The organism is Pseudomonas monteilii, assembly GCA_001534745.1.
Lineage (GTDB): Bacteria > Pseudomonadota > Gammaproteobacteria > Pseudomonadales > Pseudomonadaceae > Aquipseudomonas > Aquipseudomonas alabamensis.
In genome coordinates, this window is sequence record CP013997.1 from 2,128,818 (window position 1) to 2,147,752 (window position 18,935).

Consider the following 18,935-nt stretch of genomic DNA (forward strand, 5'->3'; position numbering starts at 1 on the left):
CCACCGCTTGCACTGACGGCCAGCCTGAAAACCATCCCCACAGTCGAGTAAGCAGACCGCATCCCTCTCAGTAGAGTGGGTAGACCTCATTTCCACCGTCGGGTTAGGTAGCCCTCTCTGTTGGCCTCCCACCATCGGGTAGGCAACCTTTCTGCTCACAGGCTGCCTTGGCCTCTGTGGGAGCTGGCTTGCCAGCGATAGCCTTTGCTCAGTCGCCGCTTGCACTGACGGCTAGCCCGCAGGCCCTTTCAGCGTGCCATGCGTCCACTGACGAAATGCGCCACGTCATTGAAGCCCGGCGTCGAAGCATGCCCGGGCGTGACCAGCGAATCGATGAACGCCTCGTCCTCGGCCGTGAGGGTGACCTCGAGCGCGCCAGCATAGGTATCCCACTGCGCCTCGGTTCGCGGGCCCACGATGGCTGAGCTGACCAGGCGATTGTTCAGCACCCAGGCGATGGCGAACTCGACGATCCCCACACCCTTGGCCTCGACATGGGCCTGGATGCGCTGGGCGATGGACAGCGACTCCTGACGCCATTCGACCTCCAGGATGCGTTTGTCCTGGCGACCGGCGCGGCTGCCGGCGTCGGGCGTGCTGCCAGGGGCGTATTTGCCGCTCAACACGCCGCGCGCCAGCGGGCTGAACGGAACGATGCCCAGTCCATGGAAGGCGGCAGCGGTGAACTGCTCCGGCTCGGCCTGGCGGTTGACGATGTTGTACAGCGGCTGGCTGACCACCGGCTTGTCCACGCCCAGCCGCTCGGCCACGTGGCACAGCTCGGCGATGCGCCAGCCACGGAAGTTGGACACGCCCCAGTAGCGGATCTTGCCCTGGCGCAGCAGGTCGCCCATGGCGCGCACGGTCTCCTCCAGAGGCACCTGGTGGTCTTCACGGTGCAGGTAGTAGAGGTCCAGGTAGTCGGTACCCATGCGCGACAGGGTCGCGTCGATGGCATTGAACACATGCTTGCGTGACAGGCCGCTGGCATTGGGTCGGTCCGCGGCGCCGTAGCCGACCTTCGACGCCACCACCCAGTCGTCGCGCCGACGGGCCACCGCCTGACCGACGATCGTCTCGGAGCGACCGCCATTGTAGACGTCGGCGGTGTCGATGCTGTTGACGCCCTGGTCCCAGGCCTTGTCGATGATGCGCAGGGCTTCCTCGTCCGAGGTCTGCTCGCCGAACATCATGCTGCCCAGGGTGAGTGCGGAAACCTGCAGGCCGCTTTGGCCCAGTGCGCGGTAGATCATGTCGAAGGTCCTTTTTCAATGGGTTGAGTGTCGAGTGGCACGCGACAAACGGCCGATCGTGCTGTGAGCAAGGTGTTGACGGAACGCTGACGTGGCGTCGACGCTCTCTAGGTAGCAGCTTACAGCTTACCCCGCCACCCGAGGATAGACCGTGGATTCATTGACACAAGCCGTACTCGGCGCCGCGCTCCAGGGCACGGTGCTGGGGCGGATACAGGGCAGGCGTTCGCTGGCCTATGGCGCCGCATTGGGCACCCTCCCGGACCTGGACGTGGTGATCCGCTACGCCGACCCGGTCTCGAGCATGACCTATCACCGGGGCTTCTCCCACTCGATCTTCGTGCTCACGGCCCTGGCCCTGGTGCTCGCCTGGCTGGTGGCCTGGCTCGGGCGACGTCATTGGCCGGACACGTCCTGCCCCTGGCCCCGGCTGTTCCTGGCCTTCTGGCTGGTGCTGATCACCCACCCGGTGCTCGATGCCTTCACCGTGTATGGCACGCAGCTGCTGTGGCCGTTCGCCGTCACGCCCCAGAGCTGGTCGGCGGTGTTCATCGTCGATCCGGTCTACACCCTGCCCATGCTGGGCGCCGTCCTCTACGCCGCCTGCAAGGGCATGACGGCCCGGAGCACGGCGTGGCTGCTGGGCACCGTGCTGTTCGGGGCCGCCTACCTCGGCGCAGGCACGGCGGCGCGGGTCGTGGCCGAGCATCGCTTCGAGGCTTCACTGCAGCGCCAGGGCATCGAGGTCACCGAGGTCAAGGCCATGCCGCTGGCGTTCAACTCGCTGGTCTGGCGCATCCTGGCCAAGACCGCCGACGGGCATTACTACGAAGGGGTGAGCAGTGTCTTCGATCGCGAGCCGCCCGAGCAGCTGCGCCAATCCCGTCACCTTGAGCAGGCTGCGGTGCTGCAGGGCACGCCCTTGCATGAGCGACTGCGCTGGTTCACCGGCGATTGGCTGCGCTATGACGAGATCGGTGATCAGCTGGTGGTGACCGACCTGCGCATGGGCATGCCAGGCAACTACACCTTCCGCTTCGTCATGGCCCGGCGCGACGCCCAGGGCGTGTGGCAACCGATCGTGCCGACCCGGGCGCCCGGCGGTGGCGCGCGTTCGCTGCTGCGTTCGAACGTGCTGGAGCAGGTCGGGCGACGCATCTTCGAGCAGCGTCCGCCCTTGCCATTGGCGCGCTGGGCTTCGCAGGATCAGGCGGAGCAGGGCGGTTGAACCCTCGCGTCGCGGGGCTGGACCTGGTGAAGTGGGTGGCCGTGCTGACCATGCTGGGCGACCACCTGCGCTACCTCTGGCCCGGCCTGCACGGGCTGGCCCTGACGGGTCGCCTGGCCTTCCCGCTGTTCTGCCTGGCCATCGCCTGGCACGTGGGACGTACGGCGTCAGACGCGTTCCGTACGGCGCGGCACGGGCGTTATTTGGCCTGGATGATGACCTTCAGTCTTCTCTCCGAGCCCGCTTATCGCTGGTTGGACACCGGTTCGACCACGCTCAACGTGATGCCGACGCTGACCCTGGGCCTGCTGGTGGCCTACGGTGTTCAGGTCCAGGATTCTCTGGCACGGATCGGTGCAGGCGTGGCCCTGCTGATCGCGCTGCTGGCCAGTCCTGTGTTGATGTATGGCCTACCGGGCGTGCTGTTGCCCGCGGGTTGGTTGTTGGCGTTGCGGTTCGGTGGCGTGAGTGTGGCGGTGCCCGCTGCCCTGGCGGTCGCTGGCAATCTGACCAACGACTGGTTGCTGGCCCATGCGCTGACACCTCAAGGAATGATGGTGCTGACGGCCGCTGCCTGTTCCGTTCCGGTAGGGCTGGGGTTGTTGCGCCAGCCAGGGATCAGGGTCTGGCCCGTGGGGCGCTGGGCCTATGGGTTCTACCCGGCGCATCTGGTGGCCATTCGGTTGTTGCAGGGGATCGTCTGAGGCGGGCGCAAGCGCTGCAGGGCGGGGGCTGTCCAGAGGAGGTGTGGTAGGCAGCCAGGGGCAGACCGCCCCTGACCACGCGTGCTCAGCTTGAGCGTTTCATTCCTTCGGGGCTTCCACGATCGCCAATGCGTCCGGCTCCGGCCCGGCCGGCCAGCGCTTGGCCACCGTCCAGTTGGACGTGTCGATCACCGCGATCTCGTCCCCGCCGCTGATGGCCACATAGGCATGCTTGCCATCGGTCGAGACCGTCGCCCCGATCGGCAGGGCTTCGGCCCCCAGTTGGGTGCGGCGGTACTGCGCACCTTCCTTGGCCAGACCGATGCGCTTGATCTCGCGCTGGGCCGCCACATCCATCACTGCCAGCTCTGCCGATTTGGCACAGGTCACCAGGGCGTACTTGCCGTCCGGAGTCATCGTAATCCGGATGGGGAACACGCCCGTGCGAATCCGTTGGGTGACTTCCAGGCGCTTGGCATCGACGATGGCCACGTCGTTGCCGTCGCGGTTGCTGACCCAGATCTGCGTGCCAGCGGGGTTGATGGCGATCCCTTCGGTGCCAGTGCCGGTAGGCACGGTGGCGATCTTGCGTTTGGCCTGAAGGTCCACCACCGACAGCGTACCGTTCTCGACGTGGGTCACGTAGGCCCGCTGGCCATCCGGGGATAGCACCACCATGTGCGGTTTGCCACCGCCGACGTCGATCTTGTCGAGGATCTTGCCCTGCATGACGTCTACTACCAGCAGGCGTTGGCTGTCTTCGGTGGTCACCACCACGCGCTGGCCATCGGGCAGGAAACGGATGCCGTGGGGCCGTGCGTTGTCGCCCAGGTCGATGGTGCGCGCCACCTTGCGCCCTGGCCAGTCGAGCACGCTCAGGCTGTTGTTGGGCTGATTCGGCGCGCCGTAGTTGCCGACCACGGCCAGTTGCCGGTTGCCTGACACGGCCACCTCGTGAGGGCCGGTCCCGACCGGGAAGGTCAGCACCGGGTGACCGTCGTCGGTGTTCAGCGCCGATACCGTGGCGCCGGCCTTGTTGCCGACCAGCAGGACGTCGTCGGCCTGAGCCAGTGGGACGCAGGCGAGCAGCAGGCCAGCGAGCGCCAGGGGGCGCGCATGCAGGCGAAGCAGGGGGAACGAGAAGCGCATGTCCAGTCTCCTTGTAAGGCACGGGTGTCCAGTGCAGAGGCACTGAGCGTGTGACCGGGCAACGGATTTTGGAGTTCGACTGGATCGAGGCAGGCGGTAGCGGGAGGGGGACAAGCTGACGACAAAGTTTTACGGCCGATTGAGGGGCATCACTGGACGTGCAGGCCCCTCGGAACGGTTGTCACGCCCCGGCGTGGACTCGCCGAGGTGTGCACGTGGGTCGGTTCAGCTGCCAGCGCCGCTGGAGCCGCTGCCCATGCCGGAGCCGCTACCACCGCTGCCAGTACCGACACCGTCACCGGTCGGGTTGCCGATGCCTTTGCCGCCATCGGTCTTGCCACCGACACCCGAGTTCTGGCCTGGCATGGTGCCAGCGCCACCCGAGGTACCGGAGTCCATGCCCGCGCCACCACCGGTGGAACCTTCAGTGCCGTTATTGCCGGTGTCGTGGCTGATACCGCTGCCGCTCGAGCCGGTGCCGCCGTTCATGCTGCCGGAGCTGGAGTTGTCGACGCCGCCGCCATTACCGGCACCGGCTGCAGACCCGTTGGTGCCTGGTGCGGTGGCGGGGCTGCCAGGCGTCTGGGCACCGGTAGTGGCCGCCATGGCCATGGGGGCTGCGATGCCAAGGCAGAGTGCAAGAGCGATATGTTGTGGACGAATTCGCTTCATGGTGAGTCTCCTGGATGGGATTGACCTACTGAAGATGGGGCAACGTGCAGGCACAGGCGTGCCCTCTAACGGACGGACGGTCATGGGCGTGAGCACGGACGTACGTAGTGGCGTGCTTAAGCAAGAAAGGTCATTGAGGAGAGAAATAGCGGGGAGGAGGAGAAGGCAAGGCGCAGAGACGACGGCGTGAGTATCGACCTGCCAGCACTAGAGGCTGACAGGCCGACGGGCAAGGTCTCAGCGACTGGCGACGCTTTCGTCGTGAGCCAGGATCGCCTTGGCCAGGTCAGCGTCGCTGGCTTGCAGGCCAGGATTGGACTGACGCACCTGTTGCAGGGCCGACTCGACATAGGCACCACGGATCGCGCCATCGCTGGCCACGAACGCGGACAGTTCGTCCTGGGCCGGGATGATGCGTTTGTCGTCCTTGAAGGTCGAATACAGGGAAGCCGAGATACCGGCCGACGTCGCCACGTGACGGACGGTGTTGTCGGCCAGTGCCGTGCCGACCGGCAGGCACAGCAGCAGCGAAGGAACCAGCAATAGATGGCGCATGACGTATTCTCCGAGAGCCTGGAGCCAATGGGGTACCACTGTCGCTTGAGATCGAAAAGACGAGGGAGTAGTTCAATCCTGGCCCTTTTCGGCATGCCGGGGGGTCGTGTGATCAAACTTTCTCGCCGCTGCGGCCTCTGCTTTAGCACACGCGACGCTCCCGTCGCCGTCATCACCGCTCAAGGAGGACACCATGCCCATCTCAAGACCCTCTAACCGGACCCTCATCGCCAGCCTGGGGCTGCTGTGCCTGGCGCTGCAAGGCTGCGCGGGTCGCGACACCGCGTCGCCCGTGGACGTGCCTGGCGCGCCCAAGCAGGCCGATACCCGCGCACTGGAGCTGGGCGCCGAGACCCTGCAAAGCCAGGCGCCCATCGACCAGCTCAACACCTACCTGGATGGCTTCCACTTCTATAACGGCCACCCGAACGTGCAGATGGAGGCGCATCACTACTGCGCCATCCTCAACGAAGAACTCATCCAGTGCGTGATCTATGACGGCAACCAACGCGATGCGCGCCTGATGGGGGTGGAGTACATCATCAGCAAGCGCCTGTTCGCGCAGTTGCCAGCCAAGGAGAAGGCGCTGTGGCACAGCCATGCCCACGAAGTCACCTCTGGCCAGCTGATCGCCCCGGGCGTGCCGCTGGCCGCCGAGACGCGTCTGATGGCCAAGCTGGCCGACACCTATGGCAAGACCTGGCACACCTGGCACACCGACCAGGACAAGGCGCTGCCCTTGGGCGTGCCGCAGTTGATGATGGGCTTTACCGCTGATGGCCAGGCCGATGCCGAAATGGTGCGTCAGCGGGACCTGCGCATGCAGGTCGATACCCAGGAACACCGCCGCGCGCGGGCCAAGATCCGGCCGGCACCGGTTGAGCGGGGCGCCGATGCCTGGCAGAGCGGGAACGTGGTGCAGATCCCCGACCCGACCGGTCATGACCATGTGAAGCCACGGCCGGCGACGCCGCAGGATGAGAATGCGCGGTCGGATGGTGCGCGCTAGGGAGGTGGTAAGGCAGCGCCAGGGCTGACACGATCAGAATGTCTGTCGTCGCTGCCAGTGCAATGTGTGCCGGAAAGAGCGAGTGAGAGATCTTGTGGGCCCTGCGGTCCCAATCGCGGCCGGTCCGGCGCCCCGGCAGGGGCCGCTCCCACAGATGACCGTGATACTCTGCCTCACCGCGGTGGAACTACGGGTGTAGGAGCGGCCCCTGCCGGGGCGCCGGACCGGCCGCGATTGGGCCCGCAGGGCCCACACCATCAGCCCCGCCAATGACCCGAGCCAATACCGCCGGTTCAGCGACAATTCCAAAAATCCCAAGTATCCACGCCTGTTCATGGATCAGGGATCACCTCGCGACTCAGCAGAAAAAACCCACCAAATCAACGACCTCGACACCCTTCACAAAACGTTTTAGCTACCTGTCAAGCCACCAACTATGACAAGATGTTAGCTAGCTATGAACCATCTTGCGCGCAAACAGTCGACTGCCTGACCCCAGGGATGTGTGGCAGATCGCCGCAGTGTTCATCGGCACCAGCTGACCGACAGAAGTCAGCGTATCCCGGTCCCTAGTGATCAGCCATAGGTGAATCCACAATGTTGTCGAAGCAAACCTCGCGAAGGAAGTTTCTGCTTTCTTCGCTCATCGCACTGCCTGCCATCGGGGTGACGATCCAGGGCCTGAGCGCCGCCGATGCCGCCGATATGATCGCGCCGCAACTCGACGCCTACCAGCCGACCTTTTTCAGCGCCACCGAATGGGCGTTCATCATGGCGGCCTGTGACCGTCTGATTCCGGCGGGCGGGCGCGGTCCGGGTGGCCTGGAAGCCAACGTCCCGGTCTTCCTCGACCAGCAGCTGGCCGGCGACCTGGGCAGCGAACTGTACCTGGAAGGGCCGTTCGACGTGAACGCGCCGCCCACCCTGGGTTACCAGCTGCCCTATACCCCCCAGGACATCTACCGCAAGGGCATCGCCTGCACCGAAGCCTGGTGCCAGTCCGCCCATGGCCGCGGCTTCACCGCGCTCGACGCGGCGACCCAGACCGCCGTGCTCAAGCAGTTGCAGGGTGGCCAGGTGGACTTCACCGCCGCAGGCGAAACCGCGCTCAAGTCCAAGCTGTTCTTCACCGAACTGCTGACCAACACCAAGCAGGGCTATCTGGCCGACCCGATCTATGGCGGCAACCGCGGCATGAAGGCGTGGATCGCTATCGGCTTCCCCGGTGCCCGCGCCAGCTACCTGGAATGGGTCGCCCAGCACAACGTCCCGTACCCCCTCGGACCGGTCAGCCTCAGCGGCGCGCGCGGTTGAACCCTGGACAAGCGGTAGCATTGAAGGATTGCAGAGATGGCACAGATTACCAATGACGAAGTCGACGTCGTCGTCGTCGGCCTCGGCTGGACCGGCTCGCTGATGAGCATCGAGCTGGCCCAGGCCGGCTTGAAAGTCCGCGCCCTGGAGCGCGGCGAAGACCGTACCAACGCCGAGTTCGCCTACCCCAAGCCGGCGGACCAGTATGCCTACGGGCTGCGCAACAAGATCATGGTCACGCCCAAGGCGGCGGCCCTGACCGTGCGTCACAACATGAGCACCGTGGCCTTGCCCACCCGCCAGTGGGGCGCCTTCGTGCCCGGCACCGGCGTGGGTGGCTCCGGCCTGCACTGGACCGGCGTGCTGATCCGTCCCACGCCCACCGACCTCAAGCTCAAGACCTACGCCGACCAGGCCTACAAACCCGGCCAGCTGCCCGAGAACATGGAAATCGGCGACTTCCCCTTCACCTGGGAAGAGATGGAGCCGTACATGGACAAGTTCGACAAGATCTGCGGCTTGTCGGCCAACACCGGTAACCTCCAGGGCCGCATCATCGAAGGCGGCGACCCGTTCGAAGGGCCGCGCTCCAACCCGGCCCCGCTGCCGCCGTTGCAAGACACGCTGAACAACACGATGTTCGCCCAGGCCGCCCGCAATCTTGGCTACCACCCGTTCCCCAACCCCTCGGCCAACGTGTCGCGGGCCTGGAAGAACCCCTACGGCAACCAGATCGCCCCGTGCAACTACTGCGGCTTCTGCAGCAAGTACCCGTGCCTGAACTACTCCAAAGCCTCGCCCCAGACGGCGGTGATGGATTCGCTCAAGCGCATGGAGAACTTCTCCTACCGCACCGGCGCCAACGTGCTGCGGGTCGACCTGCACCCGGACGGCAAGACCGCCCGCGGCGTGACCTATGCCGACAACGATGGCAACGAAGTCTTCCAGCCGGCCAAGATCGTCGTGCTGGCCGGGTTCCAGTTCGTCAACGTGCGCCTGATGCTGCTGTCGGGCATCGGCAAGCCCTATGACCCGATGACCAACGAAGGCGTGATCGGGCGCAACTACGCCTACCTCAGCGTCGGCGGCAGCACGCTGTTCTTCAAGGACAAGCGCTTCAACCCGTTCGCCACCGCCGGCGCCACCGGCCAGATGTTCAACGACATCTCGCCAGGCAACTTCGACGGCCCGGCACTGGGCGTGATCGGCGGCGCGAAGATCCACAGCTCCCAGGCGTCTGGCGCGCCCATCGGTGCTGCCTTGCCGCCGGGCACTCCGGACTGGGGCGATGGCTGGAAGGAAGGCCTGCAGGACTGGTACGGCCACTCCATGAAGGTCAGCATCTCCACCGGCTGCATGTCCTACCGCGAGCACTTCCTCGACCTCGATCCGAACTACAAGGATCCGTGGGGCCAGCCGCTGCTGCGCATCACCTTCGACTGGAAGCCCAACGAGCTGAAGCTGCAGCAGTACCTGCGCGGCATCGTCGGCGACATCACCAAGGAGCTGAACCCGGACAGCTTCAGCGAAAGCTACCTGACGATGGAATCGCACTGGGACATCACCCAGTACGTCTCCACCCACAACGTCGGCGGCGCGATCATGGGTGAATCGCCCAAGACCAGCGCGCTGAACCGCTACCTGCAGAGCTGGGACGTGCACAACGTCTTCGTGCCCGGCGGCAATGCCTTCCCGCAGAACTTCCAGGCCAACCCCACCGCGCTGATCGGCGCCCTGACCCTGTTCGCCGCTCAGGCGATCAAGGATCAGTACCTGAAGAACCCTGGGCCACTGGTGCAGGCATGAGGCGCGCGACGATGAAGACTCGATTCCGCTCCATCCTGCTGGTCCTGGTGATCCTCGGCCTGCTGGCGGTATTGCTGGGCTGGGCGGTGAGCCTGCTGCTCAACCGCTCTGGCGATGCCAGCGCGCAGATGAGCCAACCGGTGACCCCAGAGCTGATCGACAAGGGCGCCTACCTGGCCCGTGCCGGCGACTGCGTGGCCTGCCACACCAGCCACGACGGCGGCAAGCCGTTCGCCGGTGGCCTGGGCATCGCCTCGCCGATCGGCACCATCTACTCCACCAACATCACCCCGGACAAGGCCACCGGCATCGGTGACTGGACCTACGGCGAGTTCGAACGCGCCCTGCGTCGCGGCATCGGCCACGACGGCAGCGCCCTGTACCCGGCCATGCCGTTCCCGTCCTACGCCAAGGTCGACGACCAGGACCTCGAAGCCCTGTACGCCTATTTCATGCACGGCGTCGCGCCCGTGGCCCAGGAGAACGTCGCCAACGACATCCCCTGGCCCCTGTCGATCCGCTGGCCGCTGGCCTACTGGCGCGCGCTGTTCTCGCCAAGCGTCGAAGAGGCCTCCAAGCCCTCGCCGGGCGTGGCCGACGATGCCCAGCTGGCGCGTGGCGCCTACCTGGTGCAAGGCCTCGGCCACTGCGGCTCGTGCCACACCCCGCGTGCCCTGACCATGCAGGAGAAGGGCCTGGACGACAGCGCCAGCGACTACCTCGCCGGCGCCGAGCTCAACGGCTGGGCCGTTCCGGCGCTGCGCGGCATGAAGCACTGGACCGACGAAGAGATCGTCGACTACCTGGGCACCGGCCGCAACGCCAAGGCCTCGGTAGCGGGCGAGATGACCGACGTGGTCGCCAACAGCACCTCGCACATGACCGACGACGACCTGCAGGCCATCGCGGCCTACCTCAAGTCGATCGACGGCGAAGGCCATCGCTACCGTCACGAGCCAGCGCGCAGCGAGGCCACCACCGCCAAGCTGACCGTCGCCAAGGACCTGACCCTGGGCCAGCGCCTGTACCTGGACAACTGCAACGCCTGCCACTTCGTCTCGGGTGAGGGCGCGTCCCAGGTGTTCCCACGCCTGGACGGCGCCACCATCATCAACGCCGAGAACGCCACCGCGCTGATCCACGTGATCCTGGCCGGTGCGCAGACGCCATCGACCGAGCGCGCGCCTTCGGTGCTGCCGATGCCGGGCTTCGCCCAGCGGTTGAGCGATCAGGAGGTGGCGGAGCTGGCCAGCTTCCTGCGTCAGGGCTGGTCGAACGAAGCGTCGGTGGTCAGTGCCGAGGCGGTGGCCAAGGTGCGGGCGACACTGGATACCCATGGGGACAAGGTGCTCAAGCCGAGTGACAAGGAGTGAGCCGCTAGGGGTTAGCTGCATGGTGCAAGTGGTCAGCGGCGTTGGGTGAGCCGGGGGCTGCGAAGGGGAGGGGCGTATCGTGTGAGCGATGCGCCCCTTTTTTGTGTGCGGACGGGGGACTCATTTACTTGAGCAGTTAGCCAGGCTTGGGAGCAGAGCATGTTATCGGTAACGCCAAGAACGCTATCAGGGTCGGTATGCGCTCTTGCAGGGAAACCTATCGTTGAAAGGTGAATGGAAGTGAATTTGGATATTCCTCTATATGGAGTGACAACAATAAAGCAATGAACAGTGTGTTTATCCTTTTTTGATGCGGTCACGTTTGGATTCACACTTTGTGTAGAACAAAGACGTGTGTTTGATTTTTTGTAAAACTTGGTCCACTGATGTAATTGGACACAATTTTTAGTTCCTCCTCCGCAAGCCAGATTGGATAAGGGGTTTCCACCGGATCGAGATTGAACGGTCGTCTGTGGATGGGATCCAACCTGTTGACACGTGTGTTTCGGCACGCTTTCATAGGATGATTTTCCACTTGATGCAGGATGCAGTGATATGTTGATGGACGCGCTGGAGTCGATGCTTTCCCAGCACAAACGGCTGTTCACCTTCGATTCGCCGCTGCCACCCGAGCAGGAGCTGCAACTCCTGAGTTTCTCCGGCCGCGAAGCCATCTCCGAGCTGTTCAGCTTCCAGGCGCACCTGATCTCCCAGGACGCGCGCATCGAACTCAAGAAGCTGATCGGCAAGAAGGTCACCTTGGGCATTGCGCTGGCCGATGGCAGCACACGCTACATCAGCGCGCACGTCTCCGACTTCGTGCACACCGGGGCCGACGGCGGCATCGCCAACTACACCGCCCAGCTGGTGCCGTGGATCTGGATCCTCAGCCGACGCCGCGACTCGCGCATCTTCCAGGACAAGACCACCGAACAGATCATCAAGGAAGTCTTCGAGTACTACCTGACCCTTGCCGAGCACGAGTTCCGCCTGAGCAAGCCGCTCAAGCCCATCAGCTACTGCACCCAGTACCAGGAATCGGACCTCAACTTCGTGCTGCGCCTGCTGGAGCAGGAGGGGCTGTTCTTCACCTTCGAGCACAGCCAGGAAGGCCACCGGATGATCATCAGTGACGACAGCAGCGAGCTGCCGCCGCTGGAGCGCCAGCCGGTGATCCGCTACCACAGCGCCTCGGTCACCGAGACCGCCGACTCGATCACGGCGTGGTCGTCCAGCCGCCGCCTGCAGCCGACCCGACTGACCCTCAAGTCCTTCGACTACAAGCAGCCGCGCAACCCGCACCTGGTGCAGCTCGACTCGATCAACCAGCAAGGCGAGATCGGCCAGTACGAGATGTTCGAGTACGAAGGGCTGTACGGCTATTCCGACCTCGACGAAGGGACGCGCAAGGCCCGTCATCGCCTCGAGGCGATGGAAGTGCACGGCAAGACCTTCAGCGGCGAGAGCAACTGCCGCGCCATGGAGCCAGGCCGTCATTTCCAGCTCACCCAGCATTACGACCATGACAACGATACCCCGGAAGATCGGGCGTTTCTGCTGCTGTCGGTCAACCACTGGGGGCGCAACAATTACTCCAATGAGGGTGAGGCCGGCTATCGCAATGCCTTCACCTGCATCCGCCGCAAGATCACCTTCCGGCCTGTCCAGCAGACCCCACGCGGTGTCATCAGCGGCCCACAGACGGCCATCGTCGTCGGCCCGCCGGGTGAAGAGATCTACACCGACGCGCTGGGCCGGGTGAAGTTGCAGTTCCACTGGGACCGCAATGGCGAGTTCAACGACCAGAGTTCATGCTGGGTGCGGGTGGCGCAGTCTGGCGCCAGTGGCGGGTTCGGCAGCATCCTGATTCCGCGCGTGGGCGACGAGGTCGTGGTGGTGTTCCTCGACGGCAATCCGGACCGGCCGTTGATCATGGGCAGCCTGTACAACAGCAACAACACCCCACCGTGGTCGTTGCCGGCGAACAAGACCCAGAGCGGGTTCCTGACGCGGTCGATGAAGGGGGATGGCGCGACGGCCAACTTCTTCCGCTTCGAGGACAAGGCGGGCGCCGAGCAGATCATCATGCATGCCGAGCGCAACATGGATACGGAGATCGAGCTGGATGAGCGCCATGAGGTGGGTAATAACCGCACGATCAAAGTGAGCGGTCAGCACAAAGAGCAGATCCAGGGCGACACCTTGGTGAATGTCACCAAAGGCAGCTACACGCTGAAAGTCGACGAGAACCTCATTTACGTCAGCGCCCAACAGAGTATCGAGCTGGTCGTGGGTACCAGCACGATCAAGTTGACGCCAACGGAAATCACGCTTCAGGCAGACAACGTCAACGTCATCGGCAACAACCATACGTTGGTCAAGGGTGGTCGCGTTGATATCAACGAAGATTGAGGCGCTTTTCTGATGACCAGACCCAACATCTACGACAGGTTGCACCAAAAGCGACAGGCTGCCGAAGCGCTGGCGCGGCAGCAGGCCGAACAAGCGCGGCTTGACGCGGAAGCGGAAGCCGCACGCGTGGCGCCTCCTCCAGTACTGACGCCTGACGTCCGTATCAATGCGCTGTGCATTGCTGGGCTGACGCTACGCCTGCCCGGTGACATGACCTTTCAGAAAATGGAAGCCACGCTCGAGCGGGGTCACCGTCCTGTTTCATTTTCAGCGTGTATCACGAGTGTGCTGAAAGTCGCTGAACTCGCCGAGGCCACGGACCAGCTCAAGCAGCGCTTGCATGAGCGCCATCCAGGCCTGGACATGGTGCGGCAAGCGGACTACGTACTGGCTGGCCACCCCGCGATCAGCCTGGACTATGCCTTCGTCGTCGGACAACAGCGCCGCTATGGTCGCACGGTCGGCGCACTCTTGATGACGGCCGAGGATACGGGTCGCCAATGGCTCGAGGTGTCCACGCTCATCGACCCCAATGAATCGGCACTGGCCGACTGGCTGCCCGAATTCGACGCCATGTTGGCGAACATGACGACGTACCAGCACCCATGACCTTTGATGTTTTCAAGGACGTATCGCCCATGGATTATCAGATGCACGAAGGCTCCATCACGTTGCCGACCGGCTTTCAGGACCGCACGGTCAATCTGTTCATTCAAGACAACACTATCCCTGCGGCGCTGAGCATCAGTGTTTCACGCGATACGATGCTGCCGGGGGAAGACCTCGACACCTACGTGGCACGCCAGGTCCAACTCATTGGCGCTCAACTGCGCGGCTATACGGTCATCGATCAGTCGCCCGTGGCCCTTTCTCCCACGCAGTCCTTGATCGGGATACAGATCACGGCGCACTACCTGAAGGACGACAAACCCATTCATCAGCGTCAAGCGGCTGTCGAAGTCGGTCCAGATCGAGTTCTGGTGCTCTCGACGACAAGTCAAAACGCCTTTACTGCCGAGCAAGACGAGAATTGGCAGGCGCTCTTGAGCAGCTTCGTGCCTCGGCAGACAGATATTCCAGAGCATTCGACCCAGGGCTGATCCAATGTTCGAAGCAGCGCGTTTGCATGATGAAATCGAGCACACCAGTGCCTTGTCAGGGTTTCTTCTTGGGGCAGCCATCGGCATCGGGCTGGCACTGGTCGGCTCGTTCATGGTGTGTACGGGGGGGCTGGGCGGATTCCTGCTGGGCACCATCATAGGCTTGACGGCCAGCGTGCCGTCGCAACTGCTCGAGTCGTGGGGGGCCTCGCAAGGATCACCTGCAGGACAGATCGACAGGCCCGGCTGTTCGCCGAACGTGTTCATCAACAACCGCAACGCAGCCGTCGCCGTCGATAGCACGGCCAAGTGCGAGAAACACCCAGCCACGGTGAGGGTTGCCGAAGGCTCCACCAACGTCTTCATCAATGGAAAGCCCGCCGCGCGCAAAGGTGACAAGCTGACCTGCGGCGGACGGATTTCTTCCGGCTCGAACAATGTATTCATCGGGGGCGGCACTGAACGCTATCTGCCGGTGGATGAAGAAGTCACCGACAAGATGCGGATAGGCGCCGATCTTCTGATTTTTGCTGCGTCAATGGGGCGTCCGCTTGCCGCCGTGGGGAGGCTAGGACTACAAGCCGGCCTCAAGGCAGCGATGCCTTGCGCCTTGAGGACGGGGCTTTCCATGATCACTGGCTACATCGCCGGCATGTACGTCATCGGCCCTGCGATCGACCGGGCCCTGGGTGGGTTCATTGGCAACCCGGTGGACTTGTCCATTGGCCGAAAGGTGCTGACCGACGAAATCGACTTTTCTCTTCCAGGCTTGATGCCTCTGGAGTGGACCCGCTTCTATGCCAGCGACCTGACCGTCGATAGCGTACTGGGCAAAGGCTGGGTTCTGCCTTGGGAGCAGAGCCTGAGCCGCTGCGGCGGGTTCGTCTACCTCACCGACAACCAGGGTCGGCTCGTTCCGTTCGTTGATCTTGAGCCTGGGCAAAGCATCTACAACCCCCACGAAAGCATTCATCTGGTGCGCACCCAGGGTGGGCACTACTTGCTGCAGACACTGGACAATCTGTTGTTCTACTTCGGCGAAGTGCCGAACGACGACACGCCTGTGCCCTTGCAGCGCATGGAAAACGTCTTTGGCCATTACCTGCACTTCATGCGCAGTGCCGATGGCCGCCTGACCGACATCGTCGCGCCCGGGCCGCACCGTGTGCACTTGCACTACGATCATCCCTTGGGCCGCCTGACCGACGTGAAGCGTGTGGTCGACAACGTGGCTGTCGAGACCTTGGTGCGTTACCGCTATGACGATCACGGTCAACTGAACGCCGTGATCAACCGCAATGGCGACACGGTGCGCCGCTTCAGCTACACCGACGGGCTCATGACCCAGCACACCAATGCCTTGGACCTGACCTGCGACTACCGCTGGGAAGTCCTGGACGGCAAATCCCGCGTCGTCGAGCACTGGACCGGGGATGGCGAGCACTATCAGTTTCGCTACGACTTTGCCACGCGTACACGCTGGGCGACCGACGTGCTGGGGCGTGAGCTGGAGGTCCAGTACAACAAGGATAATCGTGTCATCGCCAGCCGCGACTTTGGCGGCGAACGCTATGCCATGGATTTCGATGAGTTTGGCAACCTGATCGGCATCACCCTGCCTGACGATAATCGATTGGCCTTCAAGTACGACGAGTACTCCCGGCTGATCGAAGAAACCGACCCACTGGGGCGCAGCATCCGCTACAAGCATCACCTGGGAACGCCTCTGGTCACCGAAACCCGCTTCCCCGATGGCAGCGTATGGAAAGCGCAGTACGACGACGAAGGCACGCTGCTGTCCGAGACCGATCCACTTGGGCAGGTCACCGAGTACCTGAACAGTCCGGACGGTCTGCCGCATACCATCATCGACCCCACCCACAAGTCCAAATACCTGTGGTGGAACAGCTACGCCCAGGTCGAACGCTTCCAGGACTGCTCGGGCAAGAGCACCTGGTACCGCTACGACGAGCGCCAGCATCTGGTCGAAGTCATCGATGCCTTGCAGAACGTCACCCGCCTCGAGCGCAAGCCCGATGGTGAGGTACTGCGCATCGCACACCCTGATGGCAGCAAGGAAACCTTCACCTACAACGCATTGGGCCAGGTCCTCACCCACACCGACGGCAAGGGCCAGACTACCTGCCTTCAGCGCACCGCCCGAGGCCTGCCCAGCGCGCGCCAGGATGCCAATGGCGAATGGGTGCGCTATGAGTACGACAAGGCCATCCGCCTAACGGCGCTGGTCAACGAAAATAATGCCAGCTACCGCTTCGCCTACGACGCTTCGGATCGTTTGAGCGAAGAGGTGCGGGTAGATAACCTGACGCGGCGTTTTGCCTATAACGTGAGCGGTCACCTCATCCGGCTGGATGAGATCGGTTATGGCGAAAATGGCGAGCGCCCGGAGCGGCACACCGAATTCGAGCGCGACACAGTTGGCCGGCTGATCAGCAGAACCAACACGGACGGCCAGCACTTCTACACCTACGATGACAGCGACCGCCTGCTGAGTATCGAACGTCAGCCTACAGGCCGTGCCAAGCGCACGATGGGCATCCTGCCGGAGAAGCTCGAGTACGCGTACGACATCCTGGGGCGACTGACCCAGGAGATCACGCCCGACGGCACCCTGGGCTATGAATACGATCCGCTGGACAACCTGACCACGCTGACCTTGCCCGATGGACGCAGGGTCAATCACCTGTATTACGGCAGTGGTCATCTGCACCAGATCAACCTGGATGGACAGGTCATCAGCGACATCGAACGTGACGACCTGCACCGCGAGGTGTATCGCACCCAAGGCAAGCTCACCAGCTGCTTTGGCTATGACGCCATGGGCCGCAAGGCCTGGCAGTACGCCTCGACGCTGCCGGCCGACAAGCTGTCGCAGGTGCATAACGCGGGAGTCCAGACGGCGCTGTATGTGGAGCATCGCTACAACCCGATCCATCGCCGTTACGAGTACGACCCAGCGGGGGAGTTGGTGCGCACGCTGGACAAGCTGCGCGGTGAGACGCGGTACAGCTATCAGGCCAACGGGCAGTTGCGCAGCCGTGATACGGGCTCGATTCTTAGCAGCGAAGAGTTCCGTTATGACGCGGCAGGCAACCGGCTGGATTTCAATGCGCGGCAGTTTGCCAAGGTCACGGATAACCGGATCGCTAAGTGGCGCAACTGCGAGTATCGGTACGATGCGTGGGGTAACCTGATCGAGAAGTTCTCGGGGCCTGCTACGGAGCAGCGATTTGAGTATGACTGCGAAAATCGACTAGTCCGAGCGGAAACGTGGACTAATGGAAAGCTTAAGCGTATCGCTGAATACTGGTATGACAGCTTGGGTCGCAGGATAGCGAAAACAGCCGGAGCGCAAGGAGCGCAAGAACAGAAGCGATTCATGTGGCAGGGCTTACGCTTATTGAGTGAGCATTCGCCTGAGCGCGAGACGCTATATTTGTATGAATCGTACAGCTACTCGCCTCTGGCGCGCGTAGATCAAGTGGAGGGTGTTGGACAGAAAATCTATTACTTTCACAATGATCAGGTTGGAACTCCGCTAGAGCTGACGGATAGTGAAGGTGAAATTGTCTGGCAAGTAACGTACCGTTCTTGGGGGATTATTGAAAGTACGACGGTAAACGAAATTAATCAGCCGCTCAGGTTTCCTGGTCAGTTTTTTGACGATGAAACAGGGCTGCACTACAATACGTTCCGTTACTATGACCCCGAGGTAGCGCGATTCACCACACAGGATCCGATAGGGCTACTGGGCGGAACTAATTTGTATGGCTATGCACCTAACTCTACAGGATGGCTTGATCCGTTAGGTTGGTGTGTAGAGACGAATGTGATACGTGGGCCGCAAGGACAGCCTCTTAGAGCTACCGCTACGATAACCGAGGAAAGCATAAGAAAGGGTGGGACTTCGACAAACGCCAGCTCACGGGCATGGGCGCGTATGATGGGAAGACCTAATGATGACGCCGGTCATATAATCGGTAAGCTTCTTGGGGGATCTGGCGGTAAAGATTGGGTATTCCCACAGCTATCCAAGATCAACCGTGGTTTATTTAGGGATTTCGAGAAAATTATCGCTAAAAGAGTAAGAGAGGAGGGGGCGATTGATGTAGAATTGATTTTTAAATATGGCGAAAATAAAACCAGGCCCACGCAGATAATTTATAATTTATTTAGGAATGGAGAGCACTTAGATGGAAGGAAATTTAATAACTAGCGCTGATGATTTTGCTAGTACTTTAAAAGGCTTTATGCAAAAGATGTTCGATTGGGAAATGAATTATTATGAAAAATGGATGAATGTATCTTGCGATGCCACTAGCTCAGAACTGGAGAGTAG

Annotated in this window: 14 protein-coding genes; 10 read left to right on the plus strand and 4 right to left on the minus strand. The window is 62.4% G+C overall.

The window, feature by feature from the left end:
• Positions 1 to 248: 248 nt before the first annotated feature.
• The gene (locus APT63_09275; protein AMA45804.1) at positions 249 to 1,253 is read right to left on the minus strand and encodes an NADP-dependent oxidoreductase; all 1,005 of its coding nucleotides are present in this window, start codon (positions 1,251 to 1,253) and stop codon (positions 249 to 251) included.
• Positions 1,254 to 1,404: 151 nt separating this feature from the next.
• On the opposite strand from APT63_09275, the gene APT63_09280 reads away from it, so the two are divergent.
• Together APT63_09280 and APT63_09285 are read left to right on the plus strand one after the other, a co-directional pair.
• Positions 1,405 to 2,481, plus strand: a complete 1,077-nt coding sequence (locus tag APT63_09280; protein AMA45805.1) for a hydrolase — start codon at positions 1,405 to 1,407, stop codon at positions 2,479 to 2,481.
• Between the two features lie 50 nt (positions 2,482 to 2,531).
• On the plus strand, positions 2,532 to 3,185 hold the full coding sequence (locus APT63_09285) for a conjugal transfer protein TraX (protein ID AMA47841.1): 654 nt from the start codon (positions 2,532 to 2,534) through the stop codon (positions 3,183 to 3,185).
• 99 nt (positions 3,186 to 3,284) lie between these two features.
• On the opposite strand, the gene APT63_09290 is transcribed toward APT63_09285, so the two are convergent.
• From APT63_09290 to APT63_09300, 3 genes are all read right to left on the minus strand, one after another.
• Complete coding sequence (locus APT63_09290) at positions 3,285 to 4,334, minus strand: hypothetical protein (protein ID AMA45806.1); 1,050 nt, start codon at positions 4,332 to 4,334, stop codon at positions 3,285 to 3,287.
• 225 nt (positions 4,335 to 4,559) lie between these two features.
• A complete protein-coding gene (locus tag APT63_09295) occupies positions 4,560 to 4,946 on the minus strand; it encodes a hypothetical protein (GenBank protein ID AMA45807.1) in 387 nt (128 codons plus the stop codon).
• A gap of 297 nt (positions 4,947 to 5,243) precedes the next feature.
• On the minus strand, positions 5,244 to 5,561 hold the full coding sequence (locus tag APT63_09300) for a hypothetical protein (GenBank protein ID AMA45808.1): 318 nt from the start codon (positions 5,559 to 5,561) through the stop codon (positions 5,244 to 5,246).
• A gap of 193 nt (positions 5,562 to 5,754) precedes the next feature.
• Here APT63_09300 and APT63_09305 point away from each other — a divergent pair, with 193 nt between their 5' ends.
• The 8 genes from APT63_09305 to APT63_09340 all read left to right on the plus strand — a co-directional run bounded on the left by APT63_09305 (position 5,755) and on the right by APT63_09340 (position 18,812).
• A complete protein-coding gene (locus APT63_09305) occupies positions 5,755 to 6,570 on the plus strand; it encodes a hypothetical protein (protein ID AMA45809.1) in 816 nt (271 codons plus the stop codon).
• 597 nt (positions 6,571 to 7,167) lie between these two features.
• Positions 7,168 to 7,884, plus strand: coding sequence for a gluconate 2-dehydrogenase (locus APT63_09310; protein ID AMA45810.1), 717 nt, complete (start codon positions 7,168 to 7,170; stop codon positions 7,882 to 7,884).
• Positions 7,885 to 7,920: 36 nt separating this feature from the next.
• Positions 7,921 to 9,690, plus strand: a complete 1,770-nt coding sequence (locus tag APT63_09315; protein AMA45811.1) for a GMC family oxidoreductase — start codon at positions 7,921 to 7,923, stop codon at positions 9,688 to 9,690.
• Between the two features lie 11 nt (positions 9,691 to 9,701).
• Positions 9,702 to 11,063 (plus strand): alcohol dehydrogenase, encoded by a 1,362-nt coding sequence (locus APT63_09320; protein AMA45812.1) that lies wholly within the window; start codon positions 9,702 to 9,704, stop codon positions 11,061 to 11,063.
• 555 nt (positions 11,064 to 11,618) lie between these two features.
• Positions 11,619 to 13,475 (plus strand): type IV secretion protein Rhs, encoded by a 1,857-nt coding sequence (locus tag APT63_09325; protein ID AMA45813.1) that lies wholly within the window; start codon positions 11,619 to 11,621, stop codon positions 13,473 to 13,475.
• A gap of 12 nt (positions 13,476 to 13,487) precedes the next feature.
• Positions 13,488 to 14,084 carry a hypothetical protein gene (locus APT63_09330; protein AMA45814.1) on the plus strand — a complete coding sequence of 199 codons (597 nt, stop codon included), beginning with the start codon at positions 13,488 to 13,490 and terminating at the stop codon, positions 14,082 to 14,084.
• A 29-nt stretch (positions 14,085 to 14,113) separates the two neighbouring features.
• Positions 14,114 to 14,575 carry a hypothetical protein gene (locus tag APT63_09335; protein ID AMA47842.1) on the plus strand — a complete coding sequence of 154 codons (462 nt, stop codon included), beginning with the start codon at positions 14,114 to 14,116 and terminating at the stop codon, positions 14,573 to 14,575.
• A gap of 4 nt (positions 14,576 to 14,579) precedes the next feature.
• Positions 14,580 to 18,812, plus strand: a complete 4,233-nt coding sequence (locus APT63_09340; protein AMA45815.1) for a type IV secretion protein Rhs — start codon at positions 14,580 to 14,582, stop codon at positions 18,810 to 18,812.
• Positions 18,813 to 18,935: the final 123 nt, after the last annotated feature.